We start from the raw sequence: 25473 nt of genomic DNA, 5'->3' as shown, positions 1-25473 counted from the left end.
CCGTGGCGTGGGGGTGGGTTTCGTGTTTGTTTTTTTCCCCCCCCCCCCCCCCTCCGCCCCCCCCCCCCCCCCCCCCCCCCCCCCCCCCGCTCCTACAGGCTGTCTGTTCTGCTCAAATATTCACCAATTTCCTTGCGCCGATTCAGGCCCTTCTCTACAATTGCGCCCCTTGCTGTCATGGCAGGCGCTCATGTGCCTGTCTCTGTGCAAGATAAACCAGTGTTATTCACTCCTTGTCTGACCGCTTTGGCGGCAGGCTACAACCCGTAAGGAGCATTCATGCGTCATTACGAAATCATCTTTCTGGTTCACCCGGACCAGAGCGAGCAAGTCGGCGGCATGGTTGAGCGTTACACCAAGCTGATCGAAGAAGACGGCGGCAAGATCCACCGTCTGGAAGATTGGGGCCGTCGTCAACTGGCCTACGCAATCAACAATGTTCACAAGGCTCACTTCGTGATGCTGAACGTTGAGTGCACTGGCAAGGCCCTGGCCGAGCTGGAAGACAACTTCCGTTACAACGATGCCGTGATCCGTAACCTTGTCATCCGTCGCGACGAAGCCGTTACCGGCCAGTCCGAAATGCTCAAGGCTGAAGAGAACCGCAGTGAGCGCCGTGAGCGTCGCGACCGTCCTGAGCACTCCGACGCTGAAGGCGTTGACAGTGATGACAGCGACAACAGCGATAACGCTGACGAGTAATCCACGGACCTTTTGAGGAGCCTATTACATGGCACGTTTCTTCCGTCGTCGTAAGTTCTGCCGCTTCACCGCAGAAAACGTTAAAGAGATCGATTACAAAGATCTGAACACCCTGAAAGCCTACGTATCCGAAACCGGCAAGATCGTTCCTAGCCGCATTACCGGTACCAAAGCTCGTTATCAGCGTCAGCTGGCTACCGCTATCAAGCGCGCCCGCTTCCTGGCCCTGCTGGCCTACACCGACAGCCACGGCCGCTGAGACCAGGTTCAGTCGACAAAAACGCAGTAAGGGATAAATCGCATGCGCGCCATGGCTGACTACATCATGCGCGGTCGCGTGCAGGCCACTCTGGTAGTGGCTGGATGTGCGGCGTTGCCGCTGTTGCTCTGGTTGAGTGCTGCCGCAGGGTGCCTTGTGCTCCTGCGACGCGGATTGAGCGACGCCTCTGGCGTGCTCGTCTGGGCTCTGCTGCCGGCCTTGGTCTGGTGGTATTTCGGTGATCCCCGCATCTTGATGGTGTTGTTGGGGTCATGGGGGTTGGCGGCTTCATTGCGCGCCAGCGAGTCCTGGGTTCGTGTGCTGCTGGTCAGCGTAGGGCTTGGGTTGTTGTACGCAGTGGTTCTGGGGGCGGTTTTCCGCGAGCCCATCGAAGCGCTGGCAGTGGCGATGCAAAAGCTGCTGCCCCATGTCTTCGGTGATGTCTACCAACAGATGTCGGTAGAAGAGCGAGCGCGTCTGGGAGCACTGATTACACCGGTCCTTAACGGCCTGATAGCCGCGGTGTTGCAGATCGTCAGCGTGGCATGCCTGATTCTTGGGCGGTACTGGCAGGCGCTGTTGTATAACCCGGGCGGTTTCGGACGCGAATTTCGCAGCCTGAAACTCCCGCGGGCACCGATGCTGGTGCTGCTGGTGTGCATGTTGGTTGCGCCGAATTTCGGCCCGCAACTGGCGATGCTGACACCGTTGTGCAGCGTGCCGCTGGTGTTCGCAGGGCTGGCCCTGATTCACGGCCTGGTGGCTGAAAAGCACCTGGGACGGTTCTGGCTGGTGGGGTTGTACGTCACGTTGTTGCTGTTCATGCAGCTGATTTATCCGTTGCTGGTGGTGTTTGCCATTGTCGACAGCCTGATTGATTTTCGCGGCCGTCTGGCGTCGAAAGATGCCGATAACGGTTCTGCGAACGGTGAAGGTTAAAGTTAAGAGGTTATTACCAAATGGAACTCATCCTGCTGGAAAAAATCGCCAACCTGGGCAACCTGGGCGACAAAGTAAACGTTAAGGCTGGTTACGGCCGTAACTACCTGCTGCCTTTCGGCAAAGCTACCGCTGCGACCGCTGCCAACCTGGCCGCTTTCGAAGAGCGTCGTGCTGACCTGGAAAAAGCTGCTGCCGACAAGAAAGCTTCGGCTGAAAGTCGTGCTGCTCAACTGGCTGAGCTGGAAGTGACCATCACTGCCACCGCCGGTGACGAAGGCAAGCTGTTCGGTTCGATCGGTACCCACGACATCGCTGACGCACTGACCGCCTCTGGCGTTGAAGTGGCCAAAGCTGAAGTTCGTCTGCCGAACGGCACCATCCGTAACGTTGGCGAATACGACGTTGCCGTGCACCTGCACAGCGATGTTGAAGCTACCGTTCGCGTAGTTGTGGTGGCTGCTTAAGCAGTTTGATTCCCGCACCCTGGTGCGGGAGTCCGACCGACTGGCGACTCGTTCGCCGACTGGTCAGCAAGGGGCGCGTTCCTGTTTTTCGGGTCGTGCCCTTTGTCATTTCTGACGTATCCTGATTCAAATCCCTGATTCCGTGTGGCCATGAACGATATCTCCGCTCCCGAGCAATACGATCTGCAAACCGCTGCCCTGAAGGTGCCGCCGCATTCCATCGAGGCCGAACAGGCCGTGCTCGGTGGTCTGATGCTGGACAACAACGCCTGGGAACGCGTGCTGGATCAAGTGTCGGACGGCGATTTCTATCGTCATGACCACCGCCTGATTTTCCGCGCCATCGCCAAGCTGGCCGACCAGAACCTGCCCATCGACGTCGTCACCCTGGCCGAGCAACTGGACAAGGAAGGGCAGACCTCCCAAGTGGGTGGCCTGGGCTACCTGTCGGAGCTGGCCAAGAACATTCCGTCGGTCGCCAACATCAAGGCCTACGCCCAGATCGTTCGCCAGCGTGCGACCCTGCGCCAGCTCATCGGCATCAGTAACGAAATCGCCGACAGCGCGTTCGACCCGCAAGGTCGTACCGCCGAAGAGATTCTCGACGAGGCCGAGCGGCAGATCTTCCAGATCGCCGAGGCGCGGCCCAAGACCGGCGGCCCGGTGGGGGTCAACGATCTGTTGACCAAGGCCATCGACCGTATCGACACCCTGTTCAACCTGGGCGAGGGGATCACCGGTCTGTCCACCGGTTACACCGACCTGGACGAGAAGACCAGCGGCCTGCAGCCTGCCGACCTGATCATCGTGGCCGGCCGTCCGTCGATGGGCAAGACCACCTTCGCCATGAATCTGGTGGAAAATGCGGTGCTGCGCAGTGAAAAGGCGGTGCTGGTGTTCTCGCTGGAGATGCCAGGTGAGTCGCTCATCATGCGTATGCTGTCTTCGCTGGGGCGCATTGACCAGACCAAGGTCCGTTCCGGCCAACTGGACGATGACGACTGGCCGCGCCTGACCTCGGCGGTCAACCTGCTCAACGACCGAAAGCTGTTCATCGACGATACGGCGGGTATCAGCCCGTCGGAAATGCGCGCCCGCACCCGACGTCTGGTGCGCGAGCATGGCGACATCGGCCTGATCATGATCGACTACCTGCAGCTGATGCAGATTCCAGGGTCCAGCGGTGACAACCGCACCAACGAGATTTCCGAGATTTCCCGGTCCCTGAAAGCCCTGGCCAAGGAATTCAATTGCCCGGTCGTCGCGCTCTCGCAGCTCAACCGCTCCCTGGAACAGCGCCCGAACAAACGCCCGGTGAACTCCGACTTGCGCGAATCCGGAGCGATCGAGCAGGACGCCGACGTGATCATGTTCGTGTATCGGGACGAGGTCTACCACCCGGAAACCGAGCACAAGGGCGTGGCCGAAATCATCATCGGTAAACAGCGTAACGGCCCGATCGGCTTCGTACGGCTGGCGTTTATCGGTAAATACACCCGCTTCGAGAACCTGGCGCCGGGTAGTTACAATTTTGATGATGATGAGTGATGTTGGCTTGAGGCCGCTACATTGATGCCCTTTGGGCCTTGTCGCGGGCAAGCGCGCTCCTACATTTGCTGAAACGTGCCGCGCTCTGTCAGGCCATGGCACGTTGCAAAAAATGTAGGAGCGCGCTTGCCCGCGATGCGCCCGAAGGGCATCAATGTAACAATCCCCAGCCAACCTCAGGCAATCCCAACCCAACCACAAATCCGACCCACACCGTCGGATTTGATCAAAAAATGTGCTATCCTCCGCGCCCGCGATTTTTCACGAGAAGATCGCCTCCCTGATTACGAACACTGGTCATCGACATGCAAGCAGCCAAGCCGTTATTTGACTATCCAAAGTACTGGGCCGAATGTTTCGGGCCTGCGCCTTTCCTGCCGATGAGCCGGGAAGAAATGGATCAGCTTGGCTGGGATTCCTGCGACATCATCATCGTCACCGGTGATGCCTACGTTGACCATCCGTCGTTCGGCATGGCGATCATCGGCCGGCTGCTGGAGTCCCAGGGCTTCCGCGTCGGGATCATTGCCCAGCCGGACTGGCGCAACAAAGACGACTTCATGAAGCTGGGCGAGCCGAACCTGTTCTTCGGCGTCGCGGCCGGCAACATGGACTCGATGATCAACCGCTACACCGCGGACAAGAAAATCCGCTCCGATGACGCCTACACGCCAGGCGGCATGGCCGGCAAGCGTCCGGACCGTGCGAGCCTGGTCTACAGCCAGCGCTGCAAGGAAGCCTACAAGCATGTGCCGATCATCCTTGGCGGCATCGAGGCTTCGCTACGCCGCATCGCTCACTACGACTACTGGCAGGACAAGGTCCGCAATTCGATCCTGATCGACGCCAGCGCCGACATCCTGCTGTACGGCAACGCCGAGCGCGCGATTGTCGAAGTCGCCAACCGTCTGTCCTACGGCGAGAAGATCGAGAACATCACCGACGTGCGCGGCACCGCGTTCATTCGTCGCGACACGCCTGAGGGCTGGTACGAAGTCGATTCCACGCGCATCGACCGGCCGGGCAAGGTCGACAAGATCATCAACCCGTACGTCAACACCCAGGACACCCAGGCCTGCGCCATCGAGCAGGAAAAGGGCGAGGTTGAAGACCCGAACGAAGCCAAGGTCGTGCAGATCCTGGCGAGCCCGCGCATGACCCGTGACAAGACGGTGATCCGCCTGCCGTCCATGGAAAAAGTGCGCAACGACCCGGTCCTCTACGCCCACGCCAACCGCGTACTGCACCTGGAAACCAACCCGGGTAACGCCCGTGCGCTGGTCCAGAAGCATGGCGAAGTGGATGTCTGGTTCAACCCGCCACCGATTCCGATGACCACCGAAGAAATGGACTACGTGTTCGGCATGCCTTACGCACGTATCCCGCACCCTGCGTACGGCAAGGAAAAGATCCCGGCCTACGACATGATTCGCTTCTCGGTGAACATCATGCGTGGCTGCTTTGGTGGCTGCACCTTCTGTTCGATCACCGAGCACGAAGGCCGCATCATCCAGAACCGCTCCCACGACTCGATCATTCGTGAAATCGAAGAAATTCGTGACAAGGTTCCAGGCTTCACCGGCGTCATTTCCGACCTCGGCGGTCCGACCGCGAACATGTATCGCATCGCTTGCAAGAGCCCGGAAATCGAATCCGCGTGCCGCAAGCCGTCCTGCGTGTTCCCTGGCATCTGCCCGAACCTGAACACCGACCACTCGGCGCTGATTCAGCTGTACCGCAGCGCCCGCGATTTGCCGGGTGTGAAGAAGATTCTGATCGCGTCCGGCCTGCGCTATGACCTGGCTGTCGAGTCGCCTGAGTACGTCAAGGAGCTGGTGACCCACCACGTCGGCGGCTACCTGAAGATCGCCCCGGAGCACACCGAGGAAGGCCCGCTCAACCAGATGATGAAGCCGGGCATTGGCAGCTATGACAAGTTCAAGCGCATGTTCGAGAAGTATTCGAAAGAGGCGGGCAAGGAACAGTACCTGATCCCGTACTTCATCGCGGCGCATCCAGGCACCACCGACGAAGACATGATGAACCTTGCGCTGTGGCTCAAGGGCAACGGTTTCCGCGCTGATCAGGTGCAGGCGTTCTACCCTTCGCCGATGGCCAGTGCCACCGCCATGTACCACTCGGGCAAGAACCCGCTGCGCAAGGTCACCTACAAGAGCGACTCGGTCACCATCGTCAAGAGCGAGGAGCAGCGCCGCCTGCACAAGGCCTTCCTGCGCTACCACGACCCCAAAGGCTGGCCGATGCTGCGTGAAGCACTGGAACGCATGGGCCGTTCGGACCTCATTGGCCCGGGCAAGCACCAGTTGATCCCGCTGCACCAGCCGGACACCGACAGCTACCAGAGCGCCCGTCGCAAGAACTCGACGCCGGCTGGCAGCCACAAGGTCGCCAAGACCACCAAGATCCTCACCCAGCACACCGGTCTGCCGCAGCGTGGCAGTGACGGCAGCAAGCCGTGGGACAAGCGCGAAGAAGCCAAGGCCGCCGCCGCAGCCCGCAACAAACAGGCCGCCAAGGACCGCGCCGACGCCGCCAAGGGCGGTAAGGGCGGCAAGAAGCCATCCCGGCAGCCAGTCTTCCCGCGCTAAGCGGTGTCCCCACAAAAACGCCAGCCTTCGAGCTGGCGTTTTTGCATCTCAGATCTTCACGTTTTCGCGGATGTTCCAGCCGTATTTGACTGCGCCACCGTCCTTGCTGCCATCGGCTTTCTGCGGTTGGTAGCTGACCTCGACCTTGCCGAAGTTCAGGGAGATGTCTTCGTTGATGATTTCATCGCTGCTGCCGGCGTTGGTGTTGCACGACGCGACCATGACTTCCTTGAGCGTGATAATCATGTACTCCACCGGACTGCTACCGCCAGCCTTGCGCACAGTGAGCGTGGCTTCCGGATAGTGCTTGCCGCTGGAGCAGGCCATCATCAGGTTGGGCGAAGACTTGTCCAGTGACTTGGTCAGGCTCAGGTTGTTGATGCTGACCTTGCCCGCACCACCTCCACCGCCCTGATGCATGGAACCGGACTGCGCCATACCCCACTGGAACGAGTGGATGTCGATCTCCTCCTTGTGCACGCTGTCTCTTGACTCGCCCTTGATGTCGCCCAATTTCAAAAACATATCGATAGCCATGAACACTCCCTGAAAACAGTCGTCGACGAATTGTCGATGCGCACCTTTTCGCACTGGGCTTTCCAGATCAATACGCTGGGAGCAGAACAAGACCGTTCATACAAAACAAAGAAAAACTTCCTACATCTCTACAGTGTGTCGGTGCCTATTCTCATTCGCTCTGAGCCATGACAAAGGGAAGACTGGATGAGCGGCTTGTCACTCCGGGATGGTTTTTCAGTCGCGCGACGCCAGGCGAGAGATCGCATCGAAAGCGCCATGGACCTCAACAAACTGTTTCGCGTCATCGACGCTGACCCGGCAATTGTCGGGGCAGGTGTTGTCTTCATCGACAGCGATTTCAATGTTGTCACGCTGAGGGAGTTTCAACCGATTTGCAGCGTGGCTGTGAAGCGGGTGATCTTGCGTGAAGCGCCGAGGCACATGAATGCATTCGAGTTCTACAGGGAGCTGGAATTGAACGTTCGTGAATCCCGGTTAGTGATGGAAGTGATTGGTGCCGGGCTGGCCTGCGGCGGAGCTTACCTCAGTTGGAAAGTCGTATACGGAGGAATAATGGCGGCTCCTTTCACTGGAGGCGTCAGCCTGGTCGTGTCGGCGGTCGGTGTAGTAGCGGCAGCAGCAGGGTCTCTTCAATGCATTATAAATGTATCGAGAGTCGCGGGTGAGCTTCTTGATCCTGAGGGACTGGACAAGATAGATTCCGAGGCATGGTATCAAACCATGAGTGAAATACTGGATGGGATAACACTCGTTGGAGCTGCTCTATCTTTTTACTCTACAACCCGATATGTCATGGCGACGAAAACCGCCACTCGAAAAAGCTACCGGGAAATACTACGTGGATTGTCTCGACAGGAGCGGCTGGCACTGACGAGTGAAGTGCACAAGTATAGGAGGGATGTCTTTGGACTTCCCAAACGCTATTCAAACGCGCAAATAAAACAACAAACGTACACCCAGCTGAGGGATCTGGTGGCCTCGGGAGCATCCATGGGCGGCAGCTTGGTCGCTGGGCATCTGAAGCCGATAGCTGTTGCGGTTCATGGGGAGTTTTGAACGTGTTGCTGCCCGAAAGCGCTCTCGAATTCCGGAAAAAACATTTTCTCGTATTTGTTGTGCCTATTTTTCTCGCGATGTGTTCATGTGTTTGTTTATTGGCGCTGTCGTTGGATAGCTACTTCAAACGTATGGATCTGGGCACGGTTCTGAAGATATCATTTTCAGTAATGGTGGTTGTGAATGTATTTCAGTCAGTCTGTTGTGTAAATATTCTGCGCGGGCGCCCGAGTTGGGTGGGCGGAATGGTGTTCTTGTTCTTCTTGCATTTATTATTTGCCGCGCCGACCATTGTTCACGACCCGCATCTGGGATTGTATGTTTTAACGTTGGTCTCTCCTTTAATGGGTTTGTATTGCTTGAATACCATCCGCTACCGGGCGATGTTGCAAGCGGCAGAAACTATAGGCCTGGAAAAGGCCGCTGGATCACAGACCAAACTGAAGACTTCAAGGCGGCAAACTGCTATCAATCATAGGCTCAGGGCGAAGTCGGTAAAGCCTTACGCAATCTCTGAAGTTGTTTTCACAATCATTAACTGGGGCGGGTGGGCGCTGTCTCTATTATTTGTGATCATCATGTTGGTTAAGCTTTATGTCGTTTACGGTGGTTTGAGCGACGGGGTCGTAGTCGGAGCAAACCGTTTCGGCCCTCCGAAGAGCTATTCGTTTGTCGATCAACCCTGGATGTACGGGCTTTCCATGGGGCTGCATCTGCTGACCATCGGTATCTGCGCCCTGTTCCTGCGAGTGATGCTGATGCTTCGCAAATGGTAGGCCTCACTTGCTTTATGGCTCGGCGGTATCAGCGGGGCCCGATTTCAGACAAGTTCCCGACGGTCTCATTTCCGTCCGGCGCTTCCCCAGACCAACACTCTGAAAGCAGAACAAGACCGTTCATACAAAACAAAGAAAAACTTCCTACATCTCTACAGTCTGTAGCTGCCTATGCTCCCTCGCTTTGACCAATCGCATAGGGAAAGTGATGAAGGCTACACACCGGCAGGATGGGTTTGAGTGATGGGTATTCATGGGGAGCGGGTCAGCCCATGAGACCTTCAGAGTATGTGGTGTTCATGCGGCACTATTTTCCGGTTTTTATCGGGTGCCTCAGTGCGGGACTGTTTGCAGTTGCGAGCCTGGTGCTGCTGCATGTCGACACGTTTTATCAGGAATTAACGCTTGAAGACGGCGTGCATTGGCTGTTCGGCGGTGCGGTTGTCGGGGTGGTGGTTTTATTTGCCTGCCACTTTTTTTTGATTCGGGGGCGGATTCGGGCGGTTTGGGGGATGGAGTTGTTTTTCTTCCTTTGTCTGTTCCTGTCGTTACCCATTATCGAACACAGTCCGGGTGAGCTGATGTTCTTCGTTGGCGTGCTCGCTCCTGTGGTGGGTTTGCTGATGCTGAACTCAAGGCGTCATCGACAGATGAGAGAAATCTTCTTTTTCATGCGTCGCAAGCGTGAACGTTTTCGCGGCATTCGCAGGGTTCGCCTGCGTCGGCTGCGGGATGAGCGAAGCAATTAACCCGTCCGCCTCATTTCCGTGCGACCCTTGCACCATCCGCCGAAGCTGGCGCGATTTTGGTGCTGTGCTTAGCTGAGCGAGCATCATCGAGGCCGAAGGCGCCTGACTTGCCTGGATGGCATAAGTCTTGCGCGGTTCTGCTACCGTCCAGGCTCGCAGGAGGCACGCCGTGTCGATTCACATTGCCTTGCACCATGTCACGCATTACCGCTACGACCGCGCGGTGGAACTGGGTCCGCAGATTGTGCGCTTGCGCCCGGCGGCGCATAGCCGTACGCGTGTCCTGTCGTATTCGCTGAAGGTGCTGCCGGACAATCATTTCATCAACTGGCAGCAGGACCCGCAGGGTAATTACCTGGCGCGGCTGGTGTTTCCAGAGAAAACCGATGAGCTGCGGATCGAGGTCGATCTTGTCGCCGAGATGGCGGTGTTCAACCCGTTCGATTTCTTCCTTGAGCCCTACGCTGAAAAGATCCCGTTTCAGTACGCCAGGGAAGAACATCACGAATTACAGCCGTATCTGGAAAAGCTGCCGCTGACACCCAGGTTTCAGGCGTATCTGGACAGCATCGATCGCACGCCGGTGCCGGCAATTGACTTTCTGGTCAGCCTAAATCAGCGCCTGGCCCATGACATCAATTACCTGATCCGCATGGAGCCGGGTATCCAGACACCGGAGTTCACGCTGGACAGTGCTTCGGGCTCCTGCCGGGATTCGGCGTGGTTGTTGGTGCAGTTGCTGCGCCATCTGGGGCTGGCCGCGCGGTTTGTGTCCGGCTACCTGATTCAGCTCAAGGCGGATGTCCAGGCGCTGGATGGGCCGTCGGGCACTGACGTTGACTTCACCGACCTGCACGCCTGGTGCGAGGTGTACCTGCCGGGTGCGGGCTGGGTCGGGCTGGATGCGACGTCCGGGCTGTTTGCCGGGGAGGGACATATTCCCTTGGCGTGCAGCCCGGATCCTTCATCGGCGGCGCCCATCAGCGGCCTGGTGGAGCCGTGCGAAACCGAGTTCAGCCACGAGATGTCGGTGGAGCGGATCTGGGAGGCGCCACGGGTTACCAAGCCTTATACCGAGGCGCAGTGGCTGGAGATTCAGGCGCTGGGTCGCAAGATCGACGCCGACCTGATCGCCGAGGACGTGCGCCTGACCATGGGCGGCGAGCCGACGTTCGTCTCCATCGATGACCGTGACGGCAGCGAGTGGAACACCGCAGCGCTGGGCCCGAAGAAGCGTGTGCTCTCTGCCGAGCTGTTCCAGCGCATGCGCAAGCACTACGCGCCTCAGGGCATCGTGCATTTCGGCCAGGGCAAGTGGTATCCGGGCGAGCAGTTGCCGCGCTGGTCGCTGAACTGTTTCTGGCGCCGGGATGGCAAGCCCGTGTGGCGCAACACTGCGCTGATCGCCGATGAGGGCGAGGATTACGGCTGTGACGGCGAGATGGCCGGGCGCTTCCTGCGCAGTGTCGCCGAGCGCCTGAAGCTGCCTGCGCGCTATGTTTTTCCCGCTTACGAGGACAATTTCTATTACCTGTGGCGAGAAGGTGCCTTGCCGCAGAACGTCAGTGCCGAAGATTCGCGTTTGGGCGACGAGATGGAGCGGGCGCGGCTGGCCAAGGTGTTCTCCCAGGGCCTGGACAAGGTCATCGGCCATGTCCTGCCTCTGGCCCGCAGTGCCGATGAGGCGCGCTGGCAGAGCGGACGCTGGTACCTGCGTGGCGAGCACTGCCGGCTGGTGCCGGGGGATTCTCCACTGGGCTACAGGCTGCCATTGGCGTCGCAGCCTTGGGTCAAGGCCGCTGAATATCCCTACATCCATCCCACTGACCATAACCAGGACTTCGCCGAACTTCCGGATCGCGATGAGGTGGAGTCACGGATCAACAGCCTGACTGAACACGAAGGCACTGAGCGCGCACCGACCATCGACGAGTCCGCAGACTGGCTGACCCGCACCGCGCTGGGCGCCGAGGCCCGGGGCGGTCGGCTGTATCTGTTCATGCCGCCGCTGCAGACCCTTGAGGCGTATCTGGAGCTGGTCGCGGCCATCGAAGCGACCGCCGAGGAACTGCGCTGCCCGGTGTTGCTGGAAGGCTATGAGCCACCGAGCGATCCGCGTCTGGCCAATTTCCGCATCACTCCGGATCCTGGTGTGATCGAGGTTAACGTGCAGCCGTCCTCAAGCTGGGACGAGCTGGTCGAGCGTACGGAGTTTCTCTACGAGCAGGCACGCCTCACCCGCCTGACCACCGAAAAGTTCATGATCGACGGGCGCCATACCGGTACCGGCGGTGGCAACCATTTCGTGCTGGGCGGCGCCACGCCGGGCGATTCACCGTTCCTGCGCCGGCCCGACCTGCTGCGCAGCCTGCTCAGCTACTGGCACAACCACCCGTCGCTGTCGTACCTGTTCTCCGGGCTGTTCATCGGCCCGACCTCCCAAGCGCCACGGGTTGACGAGGCGCGCAACGATTCGCTGTACGAGCTGGAAATCGCCTTCTCGCAGATGCCCGCCCCCGGCGAGGAGTGCGCGCCATGGCTGGTGGACCGACTGCTGCGCAACCTGCTGATCGACGTCACGGGTAACACCCATCGCGCCGAATTCTGCATCGACAAGCTCTACTCTCCGGACGGCGCTACCGGTCGCCTGGGCCTGCTTGAGTTGCGCGCTTTCGAAATGCCGCCCCATGCGCGCATGAGCCTGGCCCAGCAACTGTTGCTGCGTGCGCTGGTGGCCCGTTTCTGGCGCGAGCCCTATGCACCGGCGAAACTGGCGCGCTGGGGCACCGAGTTGCATGACCGCTTCATGCTGCCGCACTTCATCGAGCAGGATTTCGCCGACGTCATCGTCGAACTCAATGCCGCAGGTTATCCACTGCGGGCTGAGTGGTTCGCCGCGCATCTGGAGTTTCGCTTTCCCAAGGTCGGCGACTACGCGGTCAACGGTATCGAGATGGAACTGCGTCAGGCGCTGGAGCCCTGGCACGTATTGGGCGAGGAGGGTTCGGGGGGCGGTGCGGTGCGTTATGTGGATTCGTCCCTTGAGCGGTTGCAGGTCAAGATCAGCGGGCTCGCGCCCCAGCGCTATGTCTTGACCTGCAACGGCGTACCCGTCCCGCTGCAACCTACCGGGCGTATCGGCGAGTTTGTCGCGGGGGTTCGTTACCGTGCCTGGCAACCGTTCAACGCCTTGCAGCCGACCATCCCGGTGCATGCGCCGCTGGTGTTCGATCTGCTCGATACCTGGATGCAGCGCTCGCTGGGCGGCTGTGAATATCATGTGGCGCACCCCGGCGGGCGCAATTACGAGACGCTGCCGGTCAATGCCAACGAAGCGGAAAGCCGGCGTCTGGCGCGGTTTTTCCGAATCGGTCACACCCCAGGCAAACAGGACGTGCCGAACCTGACCGTCAATGATGAAATGCCCATGACGCTGGACTTGCGTCTGCATCGCTGACCAGCCGCTGCCGGCGTGACACAAGGCCGCGAGCCATTACGTGTCACGTTGGCTGCGCTAATCTAAGCGCTGCTGCGTTGATCCCCATGTTTGTCTGCCGAGTTCTCCATGCCTGACCTGCTTGACCGATATCCGCTGCATGCGGGTAGTTATCACGAGATGCTCGACGCCAGCGGCGCAGTGCGGCCGCATTGGCTGCGTTTCTACGAGCATCTGCAACGCAGCACCCCCGCTCAGTTGATACAGCGTCAGGCGCTGCTGGCGCGGCAGATTCAGGAAAATGGCGTCACCTATAACGTGTACGCCGACCCCAAGGGCGCGGACCGGCCCTGGGAGCTCGACCTGCTGCCGCATCTTATTCCGGTCGCCGAGTGGCAGCGCCTGGAAGCCGGCATCGCCCAGCGTGCGCGCCTGCTCAATGCGGTACTGGCCGACCTCTACGGCCCGCAGCAACTGATTGCCGACGGCCTGTTGCCTGCCGAACTGGTGTTCGGGCACAACAATTTCCTCTGGCCGTGCCAGGGCGTGAAGCCGCCGGAAGGCACCTTTCTGCATGTGTATGCGGTGGATCTGGCGCGCACGCCTGATGGCCGCTGGTGGGTCACGGCGGACCGCACCCAGGCGCCGTCAGGGGCCGGTTACGCGCTGGAAAACCGGGTGATCGTGTCCCGCGCCTTTCCCGAACTGTATCGCGACCTGGAAGTGCAGCACCTGTCCGGCTTCTTCCGCTCGCTACAGGAAACCCTCACGCGCCAGGCGCCGAGCAGCAACGAGGCGCCGCTGGTGGTCATGCTCACGCCGGGGCGTTTCAACGAGAGCTATTTCGAGCACCTCTATCTGGCCGGGCAGCTGGGTTATCCGCTGGTCGAGGGCGGCGACCTGACCGTCCGTGACGCTACGGTGTATCTGAAAACCCTCAGCGGCCTGCGGCGTGTCCACGCGATCATGCGGCGTCTGGACGATGACTTCTGCGACCCGCTGGAGCTGCGCACCGACTCGGCGCTGGGCGTACCCGGCCTGCTCGAAGCCGTGCGTCAGGGCCGGGTGATCGTGGCGAACGCGCTGGGAAGTGGCGTGCTGGAGTCGCCGGGGTTGCTGGGTTTTCTGCCGAAGATCAATGAGCACCTGTTTGGCGAAGAGCTGATCCTGCCGTCCGTGGCGACCTGGTGGTGTGGTGAGCCGCCAGTGCTGGCCCAGGCCCTGGAAAAGATGCCGGATCTGCTCATCAAACCGGCGTTCGCGTCCCAGAGTTTTGCCCCGGTGTTTGGCCGGGATCTGGACGAAAAACAGCGCCAGGCCCTCGCCGCGCGCATGCAGGCGCGGCCTTACGCCTACGTCGCCCAGGAAATCGCCCAGTTGTCCCAGGCGCCGGTCTGGCAGGGCGAGGCTGAACAGTTGCAGCCCCGGGCCATTGGCATGCGCGTCTACGCCGTGGCTGCCCAGGACGGCTATCGCGTGCTGCCGGGCGGCCTGACCCGCGTGGCTGCCGACGCGGATGCCGATGTGGTGTCGATGCAGCGCGGAGGCGCCAGCAAGGACACCTGGATTCTGGGTGAGCGCATTCAGGGCAGCGAGCCCTGGAAAGCCCGCCGTTCCCTGGGCGTGCACGACCTGATCCGCCGTGATCCGTATCTGCCGTCCCGGGTGGTGGAGAACCTTTTCTGGTTCGGCCGGTACTGCGAGCGCTGCGACGACAGCGCCCGGTTGCTGCGCATCGTGCTGGCGCGGTACGTCGATGGCGACGACCCGCAAGCCTTGCAGGCCGCGGTCGAGCTGGGCGAACGCCTGAGCCTGCTGCCCCGCGAGGACGAAGAGGAGGGCAGCACCCTGCATGAACGGCTGATGACCGCATTGCTGGGCGACGACTGGCCCTTCAGCCTGCGCTCCAACCTGCAGCGCTTGCAGTGGGCGGCGTCCCAGGTGCGCGGCAAGTTGAGCCGGGAGAACTGGCAGGCGCTGGTGGAGCTGCAGCGTGAAGCCGCAAGCCTTGAAACCGATGACCCCGACTTTGGCGAACTGCTGGATTTCCTCAACCGCCTGGTGATGTCTCTGGCGGCGCTTTCGGGTTTCGCGCTGGACGACATGACCCGCGATGAAGGCTGGCGCTTCCTGATGATCGGCCGGCGCATCGAACGCCTGCAATTTCTCAGTACCAGCCTTGCAGGCTTCCTGCGCAGCGATGCGGTGTTCGACCAAGACGCCCTCGACTGGCTGCTGGAGCTGGGCAACAGCAGCATCACCTATCGCTCTCGTTACCTGGCGTTGCCGCAACTGATCCCGGTGCTCGACCTGCTGCTGCTCGACGGACAGAACCCCCATGCGGTGCGATTTCAGCTCAAGCTGGTGGAGCGCTCGTTGAAGCGCTTGAACGAGGATTTCGGCATGCCGCAGGACAACAGCCTGGGCGTCTGGATCCAGCGCCTGGCGCGTTTCGACCTTGGCTGTCTGGAACCCGGCCTGTTCGGGGAAAGCAGCGTCAGGGCTGCTCTGAACGGCCTGGCGGACCTGTTGCAGAGTATCGGCGATCTCAGCGGGCAGATTTCCGATCGCCTGGCCTTGCGCCATTTCGCCCATGTCGACGATGTCAGCCAGCGTACGGTGTCCGTGTGATGAACAGTGCCTCTTACCAGATCCTTCACGACACCCATTACAAGTACGACAGCCCTGTCTCGCTGGCGCAGCAACTGGCGCACCTGTGGCCGCGCAGTTGTGCGTGGCAGCGTTGCCTTGAGCAGCAATTGGAGATCCACCCGACGCCGACCACGCGCCGCGATGAGCTGGATGTGTTCGGCAACCCGGTGACCCGCCTGGCCTTTGAGCGGCCCCACGATGAGTTGCAGGTCAACGCCCGTTTGCGCATCGAGGTGCTCGCCCGTCCGTCACTGGATTTCCAGCAGTCTGCCCCCTGGGATGAGACGCGCAACACGCTCACCTACAGCGCGACGAAAATGTCACCGGACATTCTGGAAGCCTGCCGCTACCGCTTCGAATCGCCTTACGTGCACCTCAAGCAATCCTTCGTCGAGTTCTCGGCAGATTGCTTTGCGCAGGGGCGGCCTTTGCTGCTGTGCGCACAGGCGCTGATGGAAAAGATCTTCGAGGAGTTCACCTTCGATGGCGAAGCGACCCAGGTGGCGACGCCCTTGGTGCAGGTGCTGGAAACACGGCGCGGTGTCTGCCAGGACTTCGCCCATCTGATGCTCGCCTGCCTGCGTTCCCGAGGCCTGGCGGCGCGTTACATCAGCGGCTATCTGCTGACCCAGCCGCCTCCCGGCCAGCCGCGCCTGATCGGTGCCGACGCCTCTCACGCCTGGGTGTCGGTGTTCTGCCCGGTACTGGGCTGGGTGGATTTCGACCCGACCAACAACATCCAGCCGGCACTGGAGCACATCAGCCTGGCCTGGGGCCGGGATTTCTCCGATGTCTCGCCGCTGCGTGGCGTCATTCTGGGCGGTGGCAATCACGACCCCGAAGTGCGCGTGACGGTGATGCCGCTGTCAGCGTGACCACTGGCGCCGCAGGCATAGGCGGCGAGCAAATTGCGAAACAGACCCTTGAGTTGCATGAAATTCGTCCTGATTGATGAGTGACAAACTCATCTTAGGAGGACACTGTATCCTTGGCTGCTTGATTGTCTCGATGGCCCTGATAGACGCCGTCCAGACAGGTTTCATAATCTTCGGTTGATAAATTGTTTAAAGTTCAGGCACTCTTTGTATACAAAAAACAAGAGCAACCCCATTCAGGAGACTCAATCATGATTCGCAAGCTCGTTGCTGCATCCCTGCTGACCCTGGCCAGCGGCCACCTGCTGGCTGCTGAATGTTCGGTGACCGTCGACTCCACCGACCAGATGTCCTTCAACACCAAGGCCATCGAAATCGACAAGAGCTGCAAGGAGTTCACCGTCAAGCTGGAACACTCCGGCAGCCTGCCGAAGAACGTCATGGGCCATAACCTGGTGGTCAGCAAGGAAGCCGACATGCAGCCCATCGCCACCGACGGCCTGAGCGCCGGGATCGACAAGGATTACTTGAAAGAGGGCGACGCCCGGGTGATCGCGCACACCAAGATTATCGGCGCGAAGGAATCGGATTCGTTGACCATCGACGTATCGAAGCTGGACCCGGCCGAGAAGTACGGCTTCTTCTGCTCGTTCCCCGGGCACATCAGCATGATGAAGGGCACGATTACCCTGAAGTGATTCCAGGGCCTTGCGGCGTGTCTGGCAACAATGCATTGCCTGACACATCACCTGCCCCGTAGGAGCGCGCTTGCCCGCGACGGCGGTGTGTCAGAAGTGCAAATGCCGTCTGACACACCGCCATCGTCCGGATGCGGCCCAGACCAAGCGCGCTCCTACAGGCGTTCTGGCATCATGGCGCGTACGGCAAATCCCGCTTGTGCTGGGTCTTGCGGTAGGTGTTCACGATGATGTCGAACGCTTCCTGACGCACCGGCTCACCATGCAGGAATGCATCGATCTCGACGTAGGTCACGCCATGTGAAGCCTCGTCGGGCTTGCCCGGCACCAGGTCTTCCAGGTCTGCCGTCGGCACTTTCTCCACCAGATACTCTGGCGCCCCGAAGCTGCGGGCAATGGCGCGTACCTGATTCTTCACCAGCCCGCTCAGCGGTGCCAGGTCGCAGGCGCCATCCCCGAACTTGGTGAAGAACCCCATCACCGCCTCGGCCGCGTGGTCGGTGCCGATTACCAGTCCTGCGCGAGCCCCGGCGATGGTGTACTGCGCCACCATGCGGGTGCGGGCCTTGACGTTGCCCTTGACGAAATCCACCGCTGCGTCGGATTGGCCTTCGAACGCCTTGACCTGCTCTACCAACGCCTTGACCGATGGCGCGATGTCCACGGTGTGACGCTCGTCCGGGTTGATGAAGTCGACCGATGCGGTGGCTTCGTGCTCGTCGTGCTGGATGTGGTACGGCAGGCGCACAGCGATGAACTGATAGGCGTTGTCGCCAGTGCTTTCGCGCAGCTCGCGCACGGCGCGCTGGGCCAGCAGGCCTGCGGTCAGCGAGTCGACGCCGCCGCTGATGCCCAGCACCAACACTTTGAGGCGAGCGTTGCTCAGGCAGTCCTTGATGAACTGGACGCGGCGCGCGACTTCGGCTTCAAGCTCTGCGGGGCCTGCGAAGGGAGCCTGGACCTTGAGCTCACGGGCGATCTGGAGCTGTACGGCTTGCATGATTCACTCCTTATGCGGAAAGGGAAAAATAGGCATTCAAAGAAGGCGCAACGGGTGCTCGACTCAAGCTGGCACCTTGAATACGTGGCGCAGGTAGGACACGAATTCCGGGTCCTTGCACTGCGTCTTGCCGGGCTCGTCGGATATCTTGGCGACGGGCTGGCCGGCACAGGCGGTCATTTTCAGCACGATGCTCATCGGTTGCACGCCCGGCACATCGGCGGTCAGGTTGGTGCCGATGCCAAAGCTGACGTTGATCCGGCCCCGCAGCGCACGGAAGATGTCCAGCGCCTTGGGCAGGTTCAGGCCATCGGAGAACACCAGGGTCTTGGTCATGGGGTCGATGCCCAGCTTCTGATAATGGCTGATGCATTTTTCCGCCCATTGCACAGGATCGCCCGAGTCGTGGCGCAAACCGTCGAAGAGCTTGGCGAAGAACAGGTCAAAGTCACCCAGGAAGGCATCGGTGGTGATGCAATCGGTCAGCGCGATGCCCAACAGGCCACGGTATTCGCGGACCCAGCAATCGAGGGCGGCGATCTGGCTGTCGATCAGCCGTGGGCCCAGTTGCTGGTGCGCCATGATCCATTCATGAGCCATGGTGCCCAACGGCTTGAGGTCGAACTTGCGCGCCAGATGCACGTTGCTGGTGCCGACGAACTGGCCGGGGAAATCCTGCTTCAGGGCGCGTACGACGTCTTCCTGCACGGCATAGGAAAAACGCCGGCGGGTGCCGAAGTCGGCGACTTTCAGTTCCGCTAGCTCATCGGGCGTGGCCGAGGCGGTCAGCCAGTCGAACTTGCGATAGAGCTGGTCCCGGGCCTGGCTGAGCAGCGTGTCCGGGGTGCGGTGGCGATTGCGCACTTCGCTGACGATGGCCAGCACCGGCACTTCGAACAGGATCACGTGCAGCCAGGGGCCTGCCAGGCGAATACACAGCTCGTCGTTTTCGATGGTGGTCGTGACATAGCGCATGTTGAAACGGAACAGCCCCAAGAACCGCAGGAAATCCGGCTTCATGAAGTTGATGCGTTCCAGAAAGCCGGTTTCTTCCAGGCTCAGGGACAGGTCGCAGAGTTGTTCGATCTGCTGGCGAATCTGTGGCAGGTACGGGCGCAGGTCTTCGTGATTACGGCAGCGAAACTCCCACTCGACTTCGACGTTGGGGTAGTTGTGCAGTACAGCCTGCATCATGCTCAGCTTGTAGAGGTCGGTGTCGAGCAGGTTCTGCACGACGCGATCTGCGAAAGCGCTCTCACTCATTGTGTCGCTCCAGCCAGCGGTGGCCGCCCAAGGCGCGGCCCATGGAATTTGGTTCGGTGTCGCATACGGCCTTTTGGCACTACGTCCGGCCTGTTATTGACGATGACGGACATAATGCCAGTCACGCGCGGCTTGGGGCAGAAATGTTTCAGCGAACTTCGCCGCAACTCTGTAGGAGCGCGCTTGCCCGCGACGAGGGTGTGCCAGATGCCGGTTCGGGTCTGACAGACCGCTATCGTCCGGATGCGGCCCAGACCAAGCGCGCTCCTACGGTTTCAGGTGGGCGTGGGCTCATTGAGCTGTTCCAGCATCCACTCCACGAACACCCGAACCTTGGGCACGTCCGCCGTGTGCTCGGGGTAGGCCAGGTAATAGGCGTCGCGGCTGGGCATGGGATGATCCCAGGGGATGACCAGCTTGCCGTCCTGCAGCTCTTCCTCCACCAGAAACCTGGGCAACAGCGCGACGCCGCAGCCCACTTGCGCGGCCCGGATGCACATGTAGAAGGTTTCGAACCGCGGGCCGTGGTAGCTGTGTTCGGTCTGGTAGCCCTGATCCTCGAACCATTCGTGCCAGGCCTGGGGGCGGTGGGCGGTTTGCAGCAGCACAAGGTCCGCCAGTTGCGTGGGATCGGTGAAGGGTTTGTCGGGCAGGCTGGCGGGGGAGCAGACCGGCACCAGCTCCTCGCCGAACAGCCTCACGCTCTCCGCGCCGGGGCGGGCGCCCTGGCCGAAGTAGAACGAGGCATCGCAGCGGTTCTGCACCAGGTCGTCACTGTCTTGCTCGTTGACCAGGTCCAGATGAATGTGCGGATGGCGCAGGCGCCAGCCCTTGAGCCGGGGCACCAGCCAGCGCGCGCCGAAGGTTGAAGGCGTGGACACCCGCAGCACTTCCGTCTCGCCGCCGTAGGAGCGCAGGAAGTGCGTCGACATTTCCATCTGCGTCAGCACCTTGCGCACCTCGCCCAGGTACAGCGCCCCGGCCGGGGTCAGTTGCAGGCGTCGTCGAACCCGCCTGAACAGCAGGTGCTGCACCAGTTCTTCGAGTTGCGCGACCTGCTTGCTGACCGCGCTCTGTGTCAGGTTCAGCTCTTCGGCGGCACGGGTGAAGCTCAGGTGGCGCGTCACGGCTTCAAAACATTGCAGCGCAGTGACCGACGGCAAATGGCGTTTGTTCAGCATATTCGGGCGTGCTCGGGTTCAGCATGAAAAAACGGAATGATATCTCGCTTAATCGTCGTTTGTTGGAGTGCGTAAGGCCAGCTATTACTAGAGGCTGAAAATTTACCTGCATTTTTGCATTCCGCGTTCGCGCTTTCGGCGCACCAGCATCCAGGAGAAATCATGCTCAACGACCTGCTCACCCGCCTTGGTGTCGACCCTGCTCTTTACCAGAAAGGCGACAAGCCCGTTCACACGCCCGTCGATGGCAGCAAGGTCGCTTCGGTCAGTTGGGAAAGCGGCGCTGAAGTCGAACAGCGCATCACCCGTGCCGAGCACGCTTTTCAGGCCTGGCGCAAAGTGCCGGCGCCGCGTCGTGGCGAACTGGTACGCCTGTTCGGCGAAGCCCTGCGCAAGCACAAGGCCGATCTGGGCGAGCTGGTTTCCTGGGAAGCCGGCAAGATCACCCAGGAAGGCCTGGGCGAAGTGCAGGAAATGATCGACATCTGCGACTTCGCAGTGGGCCTGTCTCGCCAGATCTACGGCCTGACCATCGCCTCGGAGCGCCCTGGCCACCATATGCGTGAAACCTGGCACCCGCTGGGCGTGGTCGGCGTGATCTCGGCGTTCAACTTCCCGGTCGCGGTCTGGTCCTGGAACACCGCGCTGGCGCTGGTGTGCGGCAACTCGGTGATCTGGAAACCGTCGGAAAAGACCCCGCTCACCGCACTGGCCTGCCAGGCACTGTTCGACCGCGTCGCGGCCGAATTCGCCGACGCGCCGCAGTACCTGACTCAATGCGTGATCGGCGGCCGTGAAGCTGGCGAAGCGCTGGTGGACGATGCCCGCGTTGCGCTCATCAGCGCCACCGGCAGCACCCGCATGGGCCGCGAAGTGGCGCCGAAGATCGCCGCGCGTTTCGCCCGCAGCATTCTGGAACTGGGCGGCAACAACGCCATGATCCTGACCCCGAGCGCCGACCTGGACCTGGCCGTGCGCGCCGTACTGTTCAGCGCCGTGGGTACTGCCGGCCAGCGCTGCACCACGCTGCGCCGCCTGATCGCCCACAACTCGGTCAAGGCCGAGTTCGTCGAGCGCCTGAAGACCGCCTACGCCAAGGTGCGTATCGGTCACCCGCTGGAAGGCAACCTGGTCGGCCCGCTGATCGACAAGCAAAGCTTCGAAAACATGCAAGAAGCGCTGGAGCAGTCCCTGAGCGAAGGCGGCAAGGTCTTCGGCGGCAAGCGCCAGTTGCAGGACACTTTCCCTAACGCTTACTACGTCTCGCCTGCCATCGTCGAAATGCCGGAGCAGAGCGACGTGGTCCGCCACGAAACCTTCGCTCCGATTCTCTACGTGATCGGTTACGACGAATTCACCGACGCCGTGCGCCTGAACAACGACGTGCCGCAGGGCCTGTCGTCGTGCATTTTCACCACCGACGTGCGTGAAGCCGAGCAGTTCATCTCGGCACTGGGCAGCGACTGCGGCATCGCCAACGTCAACATTGGCCCGAGTGGTGCAGAGATTGGCGGCGCGTTCGGCGGCGAGAAGGAAACCGGCGGTGGTCGTGAGTCGGGTTCGGATTCGTGGAAAGGCTACATGCGTCGCCAGACCGCAACCGTGAACTACTCCCGCGAGCTGCCGTTGGCGCAGGGGATTACTTTCGATTGATGCCGTAAGGTAAGCGCCATCCCATTGTAGGAGCGCGCTTGCCCGCGACGGCGGAGTGTCAGAATCGCAAATGCCGTCTGACACTCCGCCGTCGCGGGCAAGCGCGCTCCTACGGGTATGGTGGTGCAGCAAAGGTTTGGCCATGTCTCTTTTGAGGTTTTGCGATGCCGCTACGCGAAGAATGTCTGTGGGAAACGCTGACGCCGCAGAGGCCTGAGGCGCCGGCGTTGAGGGGCGAGGTAACGGCTGATGTCTGCGTGATCGGCGCGGGCATCACCGGTTTGTCAGCGGCGATTCATCTACTTGAACAGGGCAAGACGGTAGCCATCGTCGAAGCCCATCGCACCGGCCAGGGTGGTTCGGGGCGCAACGTAGGATTGGTTAACGCCGGGATGTGGATTCCTCCCGACGAAATCGAAGAAGGTTTCGGCGAGAAGGTCGGCAGCCAGCTCAACACCATGCTCGGCAACGCGCCGTCGCTGGTGTTCAGCCTGATCGAGAAATACGGCATCGATTGCCAGGCCACGCGCAAAGGCACACTGCACATGGCGCACAACGCCAAGGGCGTGCTGGATTTGCGCAGTCGCGAAGAACAGTGGAAGCGCCGTGGCGCGCCCATCGAATTGCTCACCGGCAAGGCCTGCCAGGAGGCGACCGGCACCAAGGAAATCACCGCCGCCTTGCTCGATCACCGTGCAGGCACCATCAACCCGATGGCCTACACCAGTGGCCTTGCTGCTGCCGTCACCTCTCTGGGCGGTCAGCGCTTCGATCATTCGCCGGTCAAACGCCTGGAACGCCAGGGCCAGCGCTGGTGCGTGGTCACGGAAAACGGCTCGGTCGTCGCCAATCAGGTGGTCATCGCCTCCAATGCCTACACCGAAGGCGAATGGACCGACCTGCGTCGCAGCTTCTTCCCCGGTTATTACTATCAGATTGCTTCGGCACCGCTCACTGAAGACGCCGCGCAGCAAATCCTGCCGGGCGGGCAAGGCTCGTGGGACACCCGCCAGGTGCTCAGCAGCATTCGCCGTGACGCCGACGGGCGCCTGTTGCTGGGCAGCTTGGGCAATGGCAGCCAGAAGCCTGCGTGGTTTCTCAAGGCCTGGGCCGACCGTGTGCAGCAGCACTATTTCCCGTACCTGAAGAAGGTCGAGTGGGAATGCACCTGGACCGGTTGCATCGGCTTCACGCCCGATCACCTGTTACGCATGTTTGAACCTGCACCAGGACTGGTCGCGGTGGCAGGGTACAACGGGCGCGGCAACACCACGGGGACGGTGGTGGGCAAGGCGTTCGCCGATTACCTGTGCAAGGGCGATGCGAGCGTGCTGCCGATTCCGTTCACGCCGATGCAGCCACTTTCCGGTATTGGCCTGCGCAGCTCTTTATATGAAGCTGGCTTTTCGCTATACCATGCAGGTCAATGTCTCAGAATCGTGATTTGACACGAAATTTCCTTCACGAAACGACGCTTTTTCGCGCATCCACTAACCTGAAATGGTGCGTCCCGTAGCGCATCCGCACCTGCGGTGTGCAGTTCGGTGACGCAGCTTGTAACAACAGGGTTGTACAGGTCAGGTTGGCGTGGTTGCGCGATTTATTCAGGAGGGTTGCTCTTCACAAGGCGCAGGGTTGCACCTTGCGCGGTTTAGACGGTTGCACGCCCAGTAAAAAAGGGCCCGAATCAGTCGAATAACAACAAGACGACGACTTTTTTCAGAATAAAAAACCGATGGCACGCCACTTGCTCAGAGCATCTGTGTGGTCGCAGTGCTAATTAAAAAAACCTAGGAGCACCAACTCATGTCGCAGACGTTTTACAGGAAAGGCTTTCTGGCACTCGCAGTGGCTACTGCAATGGGTGCGGCTACTTTTGCACAGGCTGACGTCAAGATCGGCGTTGCAGGCCCGATGACAGGCGCCAACGCCTCCTTCGGTTTGCAATACATGAAAGGCGCCCAGGCGGCTGCCGACGCGATCAACAAAGCGGGCGGCGTCAACGGCGAGAAAATCGTCCTGGTCCAGGGCGACGACGCCTGCGAGCCTAAACAGGCCGTAGCGGTGGCCAACAAGATGTCCCAGGAGAAGGTTGCCGGCGTGGTCGGTCACTTCTGCTCTTCTTCCACCATTCCGGCGTCGGAAGTCTATGACGAAGCCGGCATCATCGCGATCACTCCGGGTTCCACCAACCCGCAAGTCACCGAGCGCGGCCTGGGTGCCATGTTCCGCATGTGCGGCCGTGACGACCAGCAAGGCATCGTCGCCGGCGACTACATCGTCGACGTCCTGAAGGGCAAGAAAGTCGCAGTCATCAACGACAAGGACACCTACGGCAAAGGCCTGGCAGACGCCACCGCCAAACAGCTGACCGCCCGTGGCGTGAAGCCGGTGCTCGAAGAAGGCCTGACCCGCGGCGAGAAAGACTTCAGCGCCCTGGTCACCAAGATTCGCGGCGCCGGTGCCGACGTCGTGTACTTCGGCGGTCTGCACCCGGAAGCCGGTCCACTGGTTCGCCAGTTGCGTGAACAAGGTCTGAAAGACGTCAAGTTCATGTCCGACGATGGTGTTGTGACTGACGAGTTGGTCACCACCGCTGGCGGCGCTCAGTACGTCGATGGCGTGTACATGACCTTCGGCGCCGACCCGCGCCTGCTGCCAGACAGCAAGGCGGTGGTCGAGGAGTTCCGCAAGTCCGGTTACGAGCCTGAAGGCTACACCCTGTACGCCTACGCTTCGGTCCAGGCCCTGGCTGCCGGCTTCAACGGTGCCAAGTCGAACAAGGGCGAAGACGCTTCCAAGTTCCTCAAGTCCCACCCTGTGAAAACCGTCATGGGCGAAAAGGCCTGGGACTCCAAGGGCGACCTGAAAGTCTCTGACTACGTGGTCTATCAGTGGGACAAGGACGGCAAATACCACCAGCTCGAAAAGCAGAAGTGAGTTGAGCGCTTAGTCGGAAACGGCCGTCTCGCGGGTTTTTAATCCGCAAGCGGCCGGATCCGGTAATCGGTGCTGCCCGCCAGCACCGGATTTCTTCTGTTGCCACCGAGCACGTCCCGAAATCTCTCAC

At 60.6% G+C, this 25473-nt stretch carries 20 protein-coding genes; 16 read left to right on the top strand and 4 right to left on the bottom strand.

The window, feature by feature from the left end:
• Window positions 1-279 precede the first annotated feature (279 nt).
• The 6 genes from rpsF (at window position 280) to ACIPOO_RS07515 (ending at window position 6524) form a co-directional block, all read left to right on the top strand.
• Window positions 280-702 carry a 30S ribosomal protein S6 gene (rpsF, locus tag ACIPOO_RS07540; protein WP_400605568.1) on the top strand — a complete coding sequence of 141 codons (423 nt, stop codon included), beginning with the start codon at window positions 280-282 and terminating at the stop codon, window positions 700-702.
• Window positions 703-730: 28 nt separating this feature from the next.
• Window positions 731-961 carry a 30S ribosomal protein S18 gene (rpsR, locus tag ACIPOO_RS07535; RefSeq protein ID WP_037015707.1) on the top strand — a complete coding sequence of 77 codons (231 nt, stop codon included), beginning with the start codon at window positions 731-733 and terminating at the stop codon, window positions 959-961.
• Window positions 962-1003: 42 nt separating this feature from the next.
• Entirely contained in the window at window positions 1004-1900 is an 897-nt protein-coding gene (locus tag ACIPOO_RS07530) for a hypothetical protein (RefSeq protein WP_400605565.1), read from the top strand.
• A 20-nt stretch (window positions 1901-1920) separates the two neighbouring features.
• Complete coding sequence (gene rplI / locus ACIPOO_RS07525) at window positions 1921-2367, top strand: 50S ribosomal protein L9 (RefSeq protein ID WP_274136092.1); 447 nt, start codon at window positions 1921-1923, stop codon at window positions 2365-2367.
• A 150-nt stretch (window positions 2368-2517) separates the two neighbouring features.
• The gene (dnaB, locus tag ACIPOO_RS07520; protein WP_274136093.1) at window positions 2518-3915 is read left to right on the top strand and encodes a replicative DNA helicase; all 1398 of its coding nucleotides are present in this window, start codon (window positions 2518-2520) and stop codon (window positions 3913-3915) included.
• Between the two features lie 305 nt (window positions 3916-4220).
• Window positions 4221-6524 (top strand): YgiQ family radical SAM protein, encoded by a 2304-nt coding sequence (locus ACIPOO_RS07515; protein ID WP_274136094.1) that lies wholly within the window; start codon window positions 4221-4223, stop codon window positions 6522-6524.
• Between the two features lie 48 nt (window positions 6525-6572).
• On the opposite strand, the gene ACIPOO_RS07510 is transcribed toward ACIPOO_RS07515, so the two are convergent.
• Window positions 6573-7061: an Hcp family type VI secretion system effector gene (locus ACIPOO_RS07510; RefSeq protein ID WP_400605561.1), complete on the bottom strand. Its 489-nt coding sequence runs from the start codon at window positions 7059-7061 to the stop codon at window positions 6573-6575.
• 186 nt (window positions 7062-7247) lie between these two features.
• On the opposite strand from ACIPOO_RS07510, the gene ACIPOO_RS07505 reads away from it, so the two are divergent.
• From ACIPOO_RS07505 to azu, 7 genes are all read left to right on the top strand, one after another.
• Window positions 7248-8120 carry an NAD synthetase gene (locus tag ACIPOO_RS07505; protein WP_400605558.1) on the top strand — a complete coding sequence of 291 codons (873 nt, stop codon included), beginning with the start codon at window positions 7248-7250 and terminating at the stop codon, window positions 8118-8120.
• A 2-nt stretch (window positions 8121-8122) separates the two neighbouring features.
• Window positions 8123-8896 (top strand): hypothetical protein, encoded by a 774-nt coding sequence (locus tag ACIPOO_RS07500; protein ID WP_400605556.1) that lies wholly within the window; start codon window positions 8123-8125, stop codon window positions 8894-8896.
• A gap of 272 nt (window positions 8897-9168) precedes the next feature.
• On the top strand, window positions 9169-9645 hold the full coding sequence (locus tag ACIPOO_RS07495) for a hypothetical protein (RefSeq protein ID WP_400605553.1): 477 nt from the start codon (window positions 9169-9171) through the stop codon (window positions 9643-9645).
• A gap of 169 nt (window positions 9646-9814) precedes the next feature.
• The gene (locus ACIPOO_RS07490; protein ID WP_400605551.1) at window positions 9815-13102 is read left to right on the top strand and encodes a DUF2126 domain-containing protein; all 3288 of its coding nucleotides are present in this window, start codon (window positions 9815-9817) and stop codon (window positions 13100-13102) included.
• A gap of 108 nt (window positions 13103-13210) precedes the next feature.
• Window positions 13211-15712, top strand: a complete 2502-nt coding sequence (locus tag ACIPOO_RS07485; RefSeq protein ID WP_400605548.1) for a circularly permuted type 2 ATP-grasp protein — start codon at window positions 13211-13213, stop codon at window positions 15710-15712.
• Window positions 15712-16608: a transglutaminase N-terminal domain-containing protein gene (locus tag ACIPOO_RS07480; RefSeq protein ID WP_400605545.1), complete on the top strand. Its 897-nt coding sequence runs from the start codon at window positions 15712-15714 to the stop codon at window positions 16606-16608. The genes ACIPOO_RS07485 and ACIPOO_RS07480 overlap by 1 nt, the downstream gene beginning before the upstream one ends.
• 251 nt (window positions 16609-16859) lie before the next feature.
• Window positions 16860-17306, top strand: a complete 447-nt coding sequence (gene azu / locus ACIPOO_RS07475) for an azurin (protein ID WP_274136104.1) — start codon at window positions 16860-16862, stop codon at window positions 17304-17306.
• Between the two features lie 172 nt (window positions 17307-17478).
• Here the strand turns inward: azu and nadE are convergent, their stop codons facing one another.
• From nadE to ACIPOO_RS07460, 3 genes are all read right to left on the bottom strand, one after another.
• Window positions 17479-18306: an ammonia-dependent NAD(+) synthetase gene (gene nadE, locus ACIPOO_RS07470; protein ID WP_400605541.1), complete on the bottom strand. Its 828-nt coding sequence runs from the start codon at window positions 18304-18306 to the stop codon at window positions 17479-17481.
• Between the two features lie 63 nt (window positions 18307-18369).
• Window positions 18370-19569, bottom strand: a complete 1200-nt coding sequence (gene pncB, locus ACIPOO_RS07465; protein WP_400605539.1) for a nicotinate phosphoribosyltransferase — start codon at window positions 19567-19569, stop codon at window positions 18370-18372.
• A gap of 275 nt (window positions 19570-19844) precedes the next feature.
• Entirely contained in the window at window positions 19845-20750 is a 906-nt protein-coding gene (locus ACIPOO_RS07460; protein ID WP_400605536.1) for a LysR family transcriptional regulator, read from the bottom strand.
• A gap of 162 nt (window positions 20751-20912) precedes the next feature.
• Between ACIPOO_RS07460 and ACIPOO_RS07455 the strand changes: the two genes are divergently transcribed.
• The 3 genes from ACIPOO_RS07455 to ACIPOO_RS07445 all read left to right on the top strand — a co-directional run bounded on the left by ACIPOO_RS07455 (window position 20913) and on the right by ACIPOO_RS07445 (window position 25343).
• Window positions 20913-22403 (top strand): aldehyde dehydrogenase family protein, encoded by a 1491-nt coding sequence (locus ACIPOO_RS07455; RefSeq protein WP_400605534.1) that lies wholly within the window; start codon window positions 20913-20915, stop codon window positions 22401-22403.
• A gap of 164 nt (window positions 22404-22567) precedes the next feature.
• Window positions 22568-23851 carry an NAD(P)/FAD-dependent oxidoreductase gene (locus ACIPOO_RS07450; protein WP_400605532.1) on the top strand — a complete coding sequence of 428 codons (1284 nt, stop codon included), beginning with the start codon at window positions 22568-22570 and terminating at the stop codon, window positions 23849-23851.
• 358 nt (window positions 23852-24209) lie between these two features.
• On the top strand, window positions 24210-25343 hold the full coding sequence (locus tag ACIPOO_RS07445; protein ID WP_274136116.1) for a branched-chain amino acid ABC transporter substrate-binding protein: 1134 nt from the start codon (window positions 24210-24212) through the stop codon (window positions 25341-25343).
• Window positions 25344-25473 lie beyond the last annotated feature (130 nt).

The sequence above is a fragment of the Pseudomonas sp. NPDC090201 genome (genome assembly GCF_044746825.1).
Lineage (GTDB): Bacteria > Pseudomonadota > Gammaproteobacteria > Pseudomonadales > Pseudomonadaceae > Aquipseudomonas > Aquipseudomonas putida_AD.
This window is presented reverse-complemented; position numbering and strand designations above follow the sequence as displayed.

What these genes read in the sequence shown, in the direction of transcription:
- ACIPOO_RS07485 (WP_400605548.1), top strand. Translation starts at nt 13,211, where the DNA reads ATGCCTGACCTGCTTGACCGATATCCGCTGCATGCGGGTAGTTATCAC.
- azu (WP_274136104.1), top strand. Translation starts at nt 16,860, where the DNA reads ATGATTCGCAAGCTCGTTGCTGCATCCCTGCTGACCCTGGCCAGCGGC.
- ACIPOO_RS07450 (WP_400605532.1), top strand. Translation starts at nt 22,568, where the DNA reads ATGCCGCTACGCGAAGAATGTCTGTGGGAAACGCTGACGCCGCAGAGG.
- rpsF (WP_400605568.1), top strand. Translation starts at nt 280, where the DNA reads ATGCGTCATTACGAAATCATCTTTCTGGTTCACCCGGACCAGAGCGAG.
- ACIPOO_RS07480 (WP_400605545.1), top strand. Translation starts at nt 15,712, where the DNA reads ATGAACAGTGCCTCTTACCAGATCCTTCACGACACCCATTACAAGTAC.
- nadE (WP_400605541.1), bottom strand. Translation starts at nt 18,306, where the DNA reads ATGCAAGCCGTACAGCTCCAGATCGCCCGTGAGCTCAAGGTCCAGGCT.
- rplI (WP_274136092.1), top strand. Translation starts at nt 1,921, where the DNA reads ATGGAACTCATCCTGCTGGAAAAAATCGCCAACCTGGGCAACCTGGGC.
- ACIPOO_RS07460 (WP_400605536.1), bottom strand. Translation starts at nt 20,750, where the DNA reads ATGCTGAACAAACGCCATTTGCCGTCGGTCACTGCGCTGCAATGTTTT.
- ACIPOO_RS07505 (WP_400605558.1), top strand. Translation starts at nt 7,248, where the DNA reads ATGAGCGGCTTGTCACTCCGGGATGGTTTTTCAGTCGCGCGACGCCAG.
- ACIPOO_RS07515 (WP_274136094.1), top strand. Translation starts at nt 4,221, where the DNA reads ATGCAAGCAGCCAAGCCGTTATTTGACTATCCAAAGTACTGGGCCGAA.
- ACIPOO_RS07495 (WP_400605553.1), top strand. Translation starts at nt 9,169, where the DNA reads ATGAGACCTTCAGAGTATGTGGTGTTCATGCGGCACTATTTTCCGGTT.
- dnaB (WP_274136093.1), top strand. Translation starts at nt 2,518, where the DNA reads ATGAACGATATCTCCGCTCCCGAGCAATACGATCTGCAAACCGCTGCC.
- ACIPOO_RS07455 (WP_400605534.1), top strand. Translation starts at nt 20,913, where the DNA reads ATGCTCAACGACCTGCTCACCCGCCTTGGTGTCGACCCTGCTCTTTAC.
- pncB (WP_400605539.1), bottom strand. Translation starts at nt 19,569, where the DNA reads ATGAGTGAGAGCGCTTTCGCAGATCGCGTCGTGCAGAACCTGCTCGAC.
- rpsR (WP_037015707.1), top strand. Translation starts at nt 731, where the DNA reads ATGGCACGTTTCTTCCGTCGTCGTAAGTTCTGCCGCTTCACCGCAGAA.
- ACIPOO_RS07445 (WP_274136116.1), top strand. Translation starts at nt 24,210, where the DNA reads ATGTCGCAGACGTTTTACAGGAAAGGCTTTCTGGCACTCGCAGTGGCT.
- ACIPOO_RS07510 (WP_400605561.1), bottom strand. Translation starts at nt 7,061, where the DNA reads ATGGCTATCGATATGTTTTTGAAATTGGGCGACATCAAGGGCGAGTCA.
- ACIPOO_RS07530 (WP_400605565.1), top strand. Translation starts at nt 1,004, where the DNA reads ATGCGCGCCATGGCTGACTACATCATGCGCGGTCGCGTGCAGGCCACT.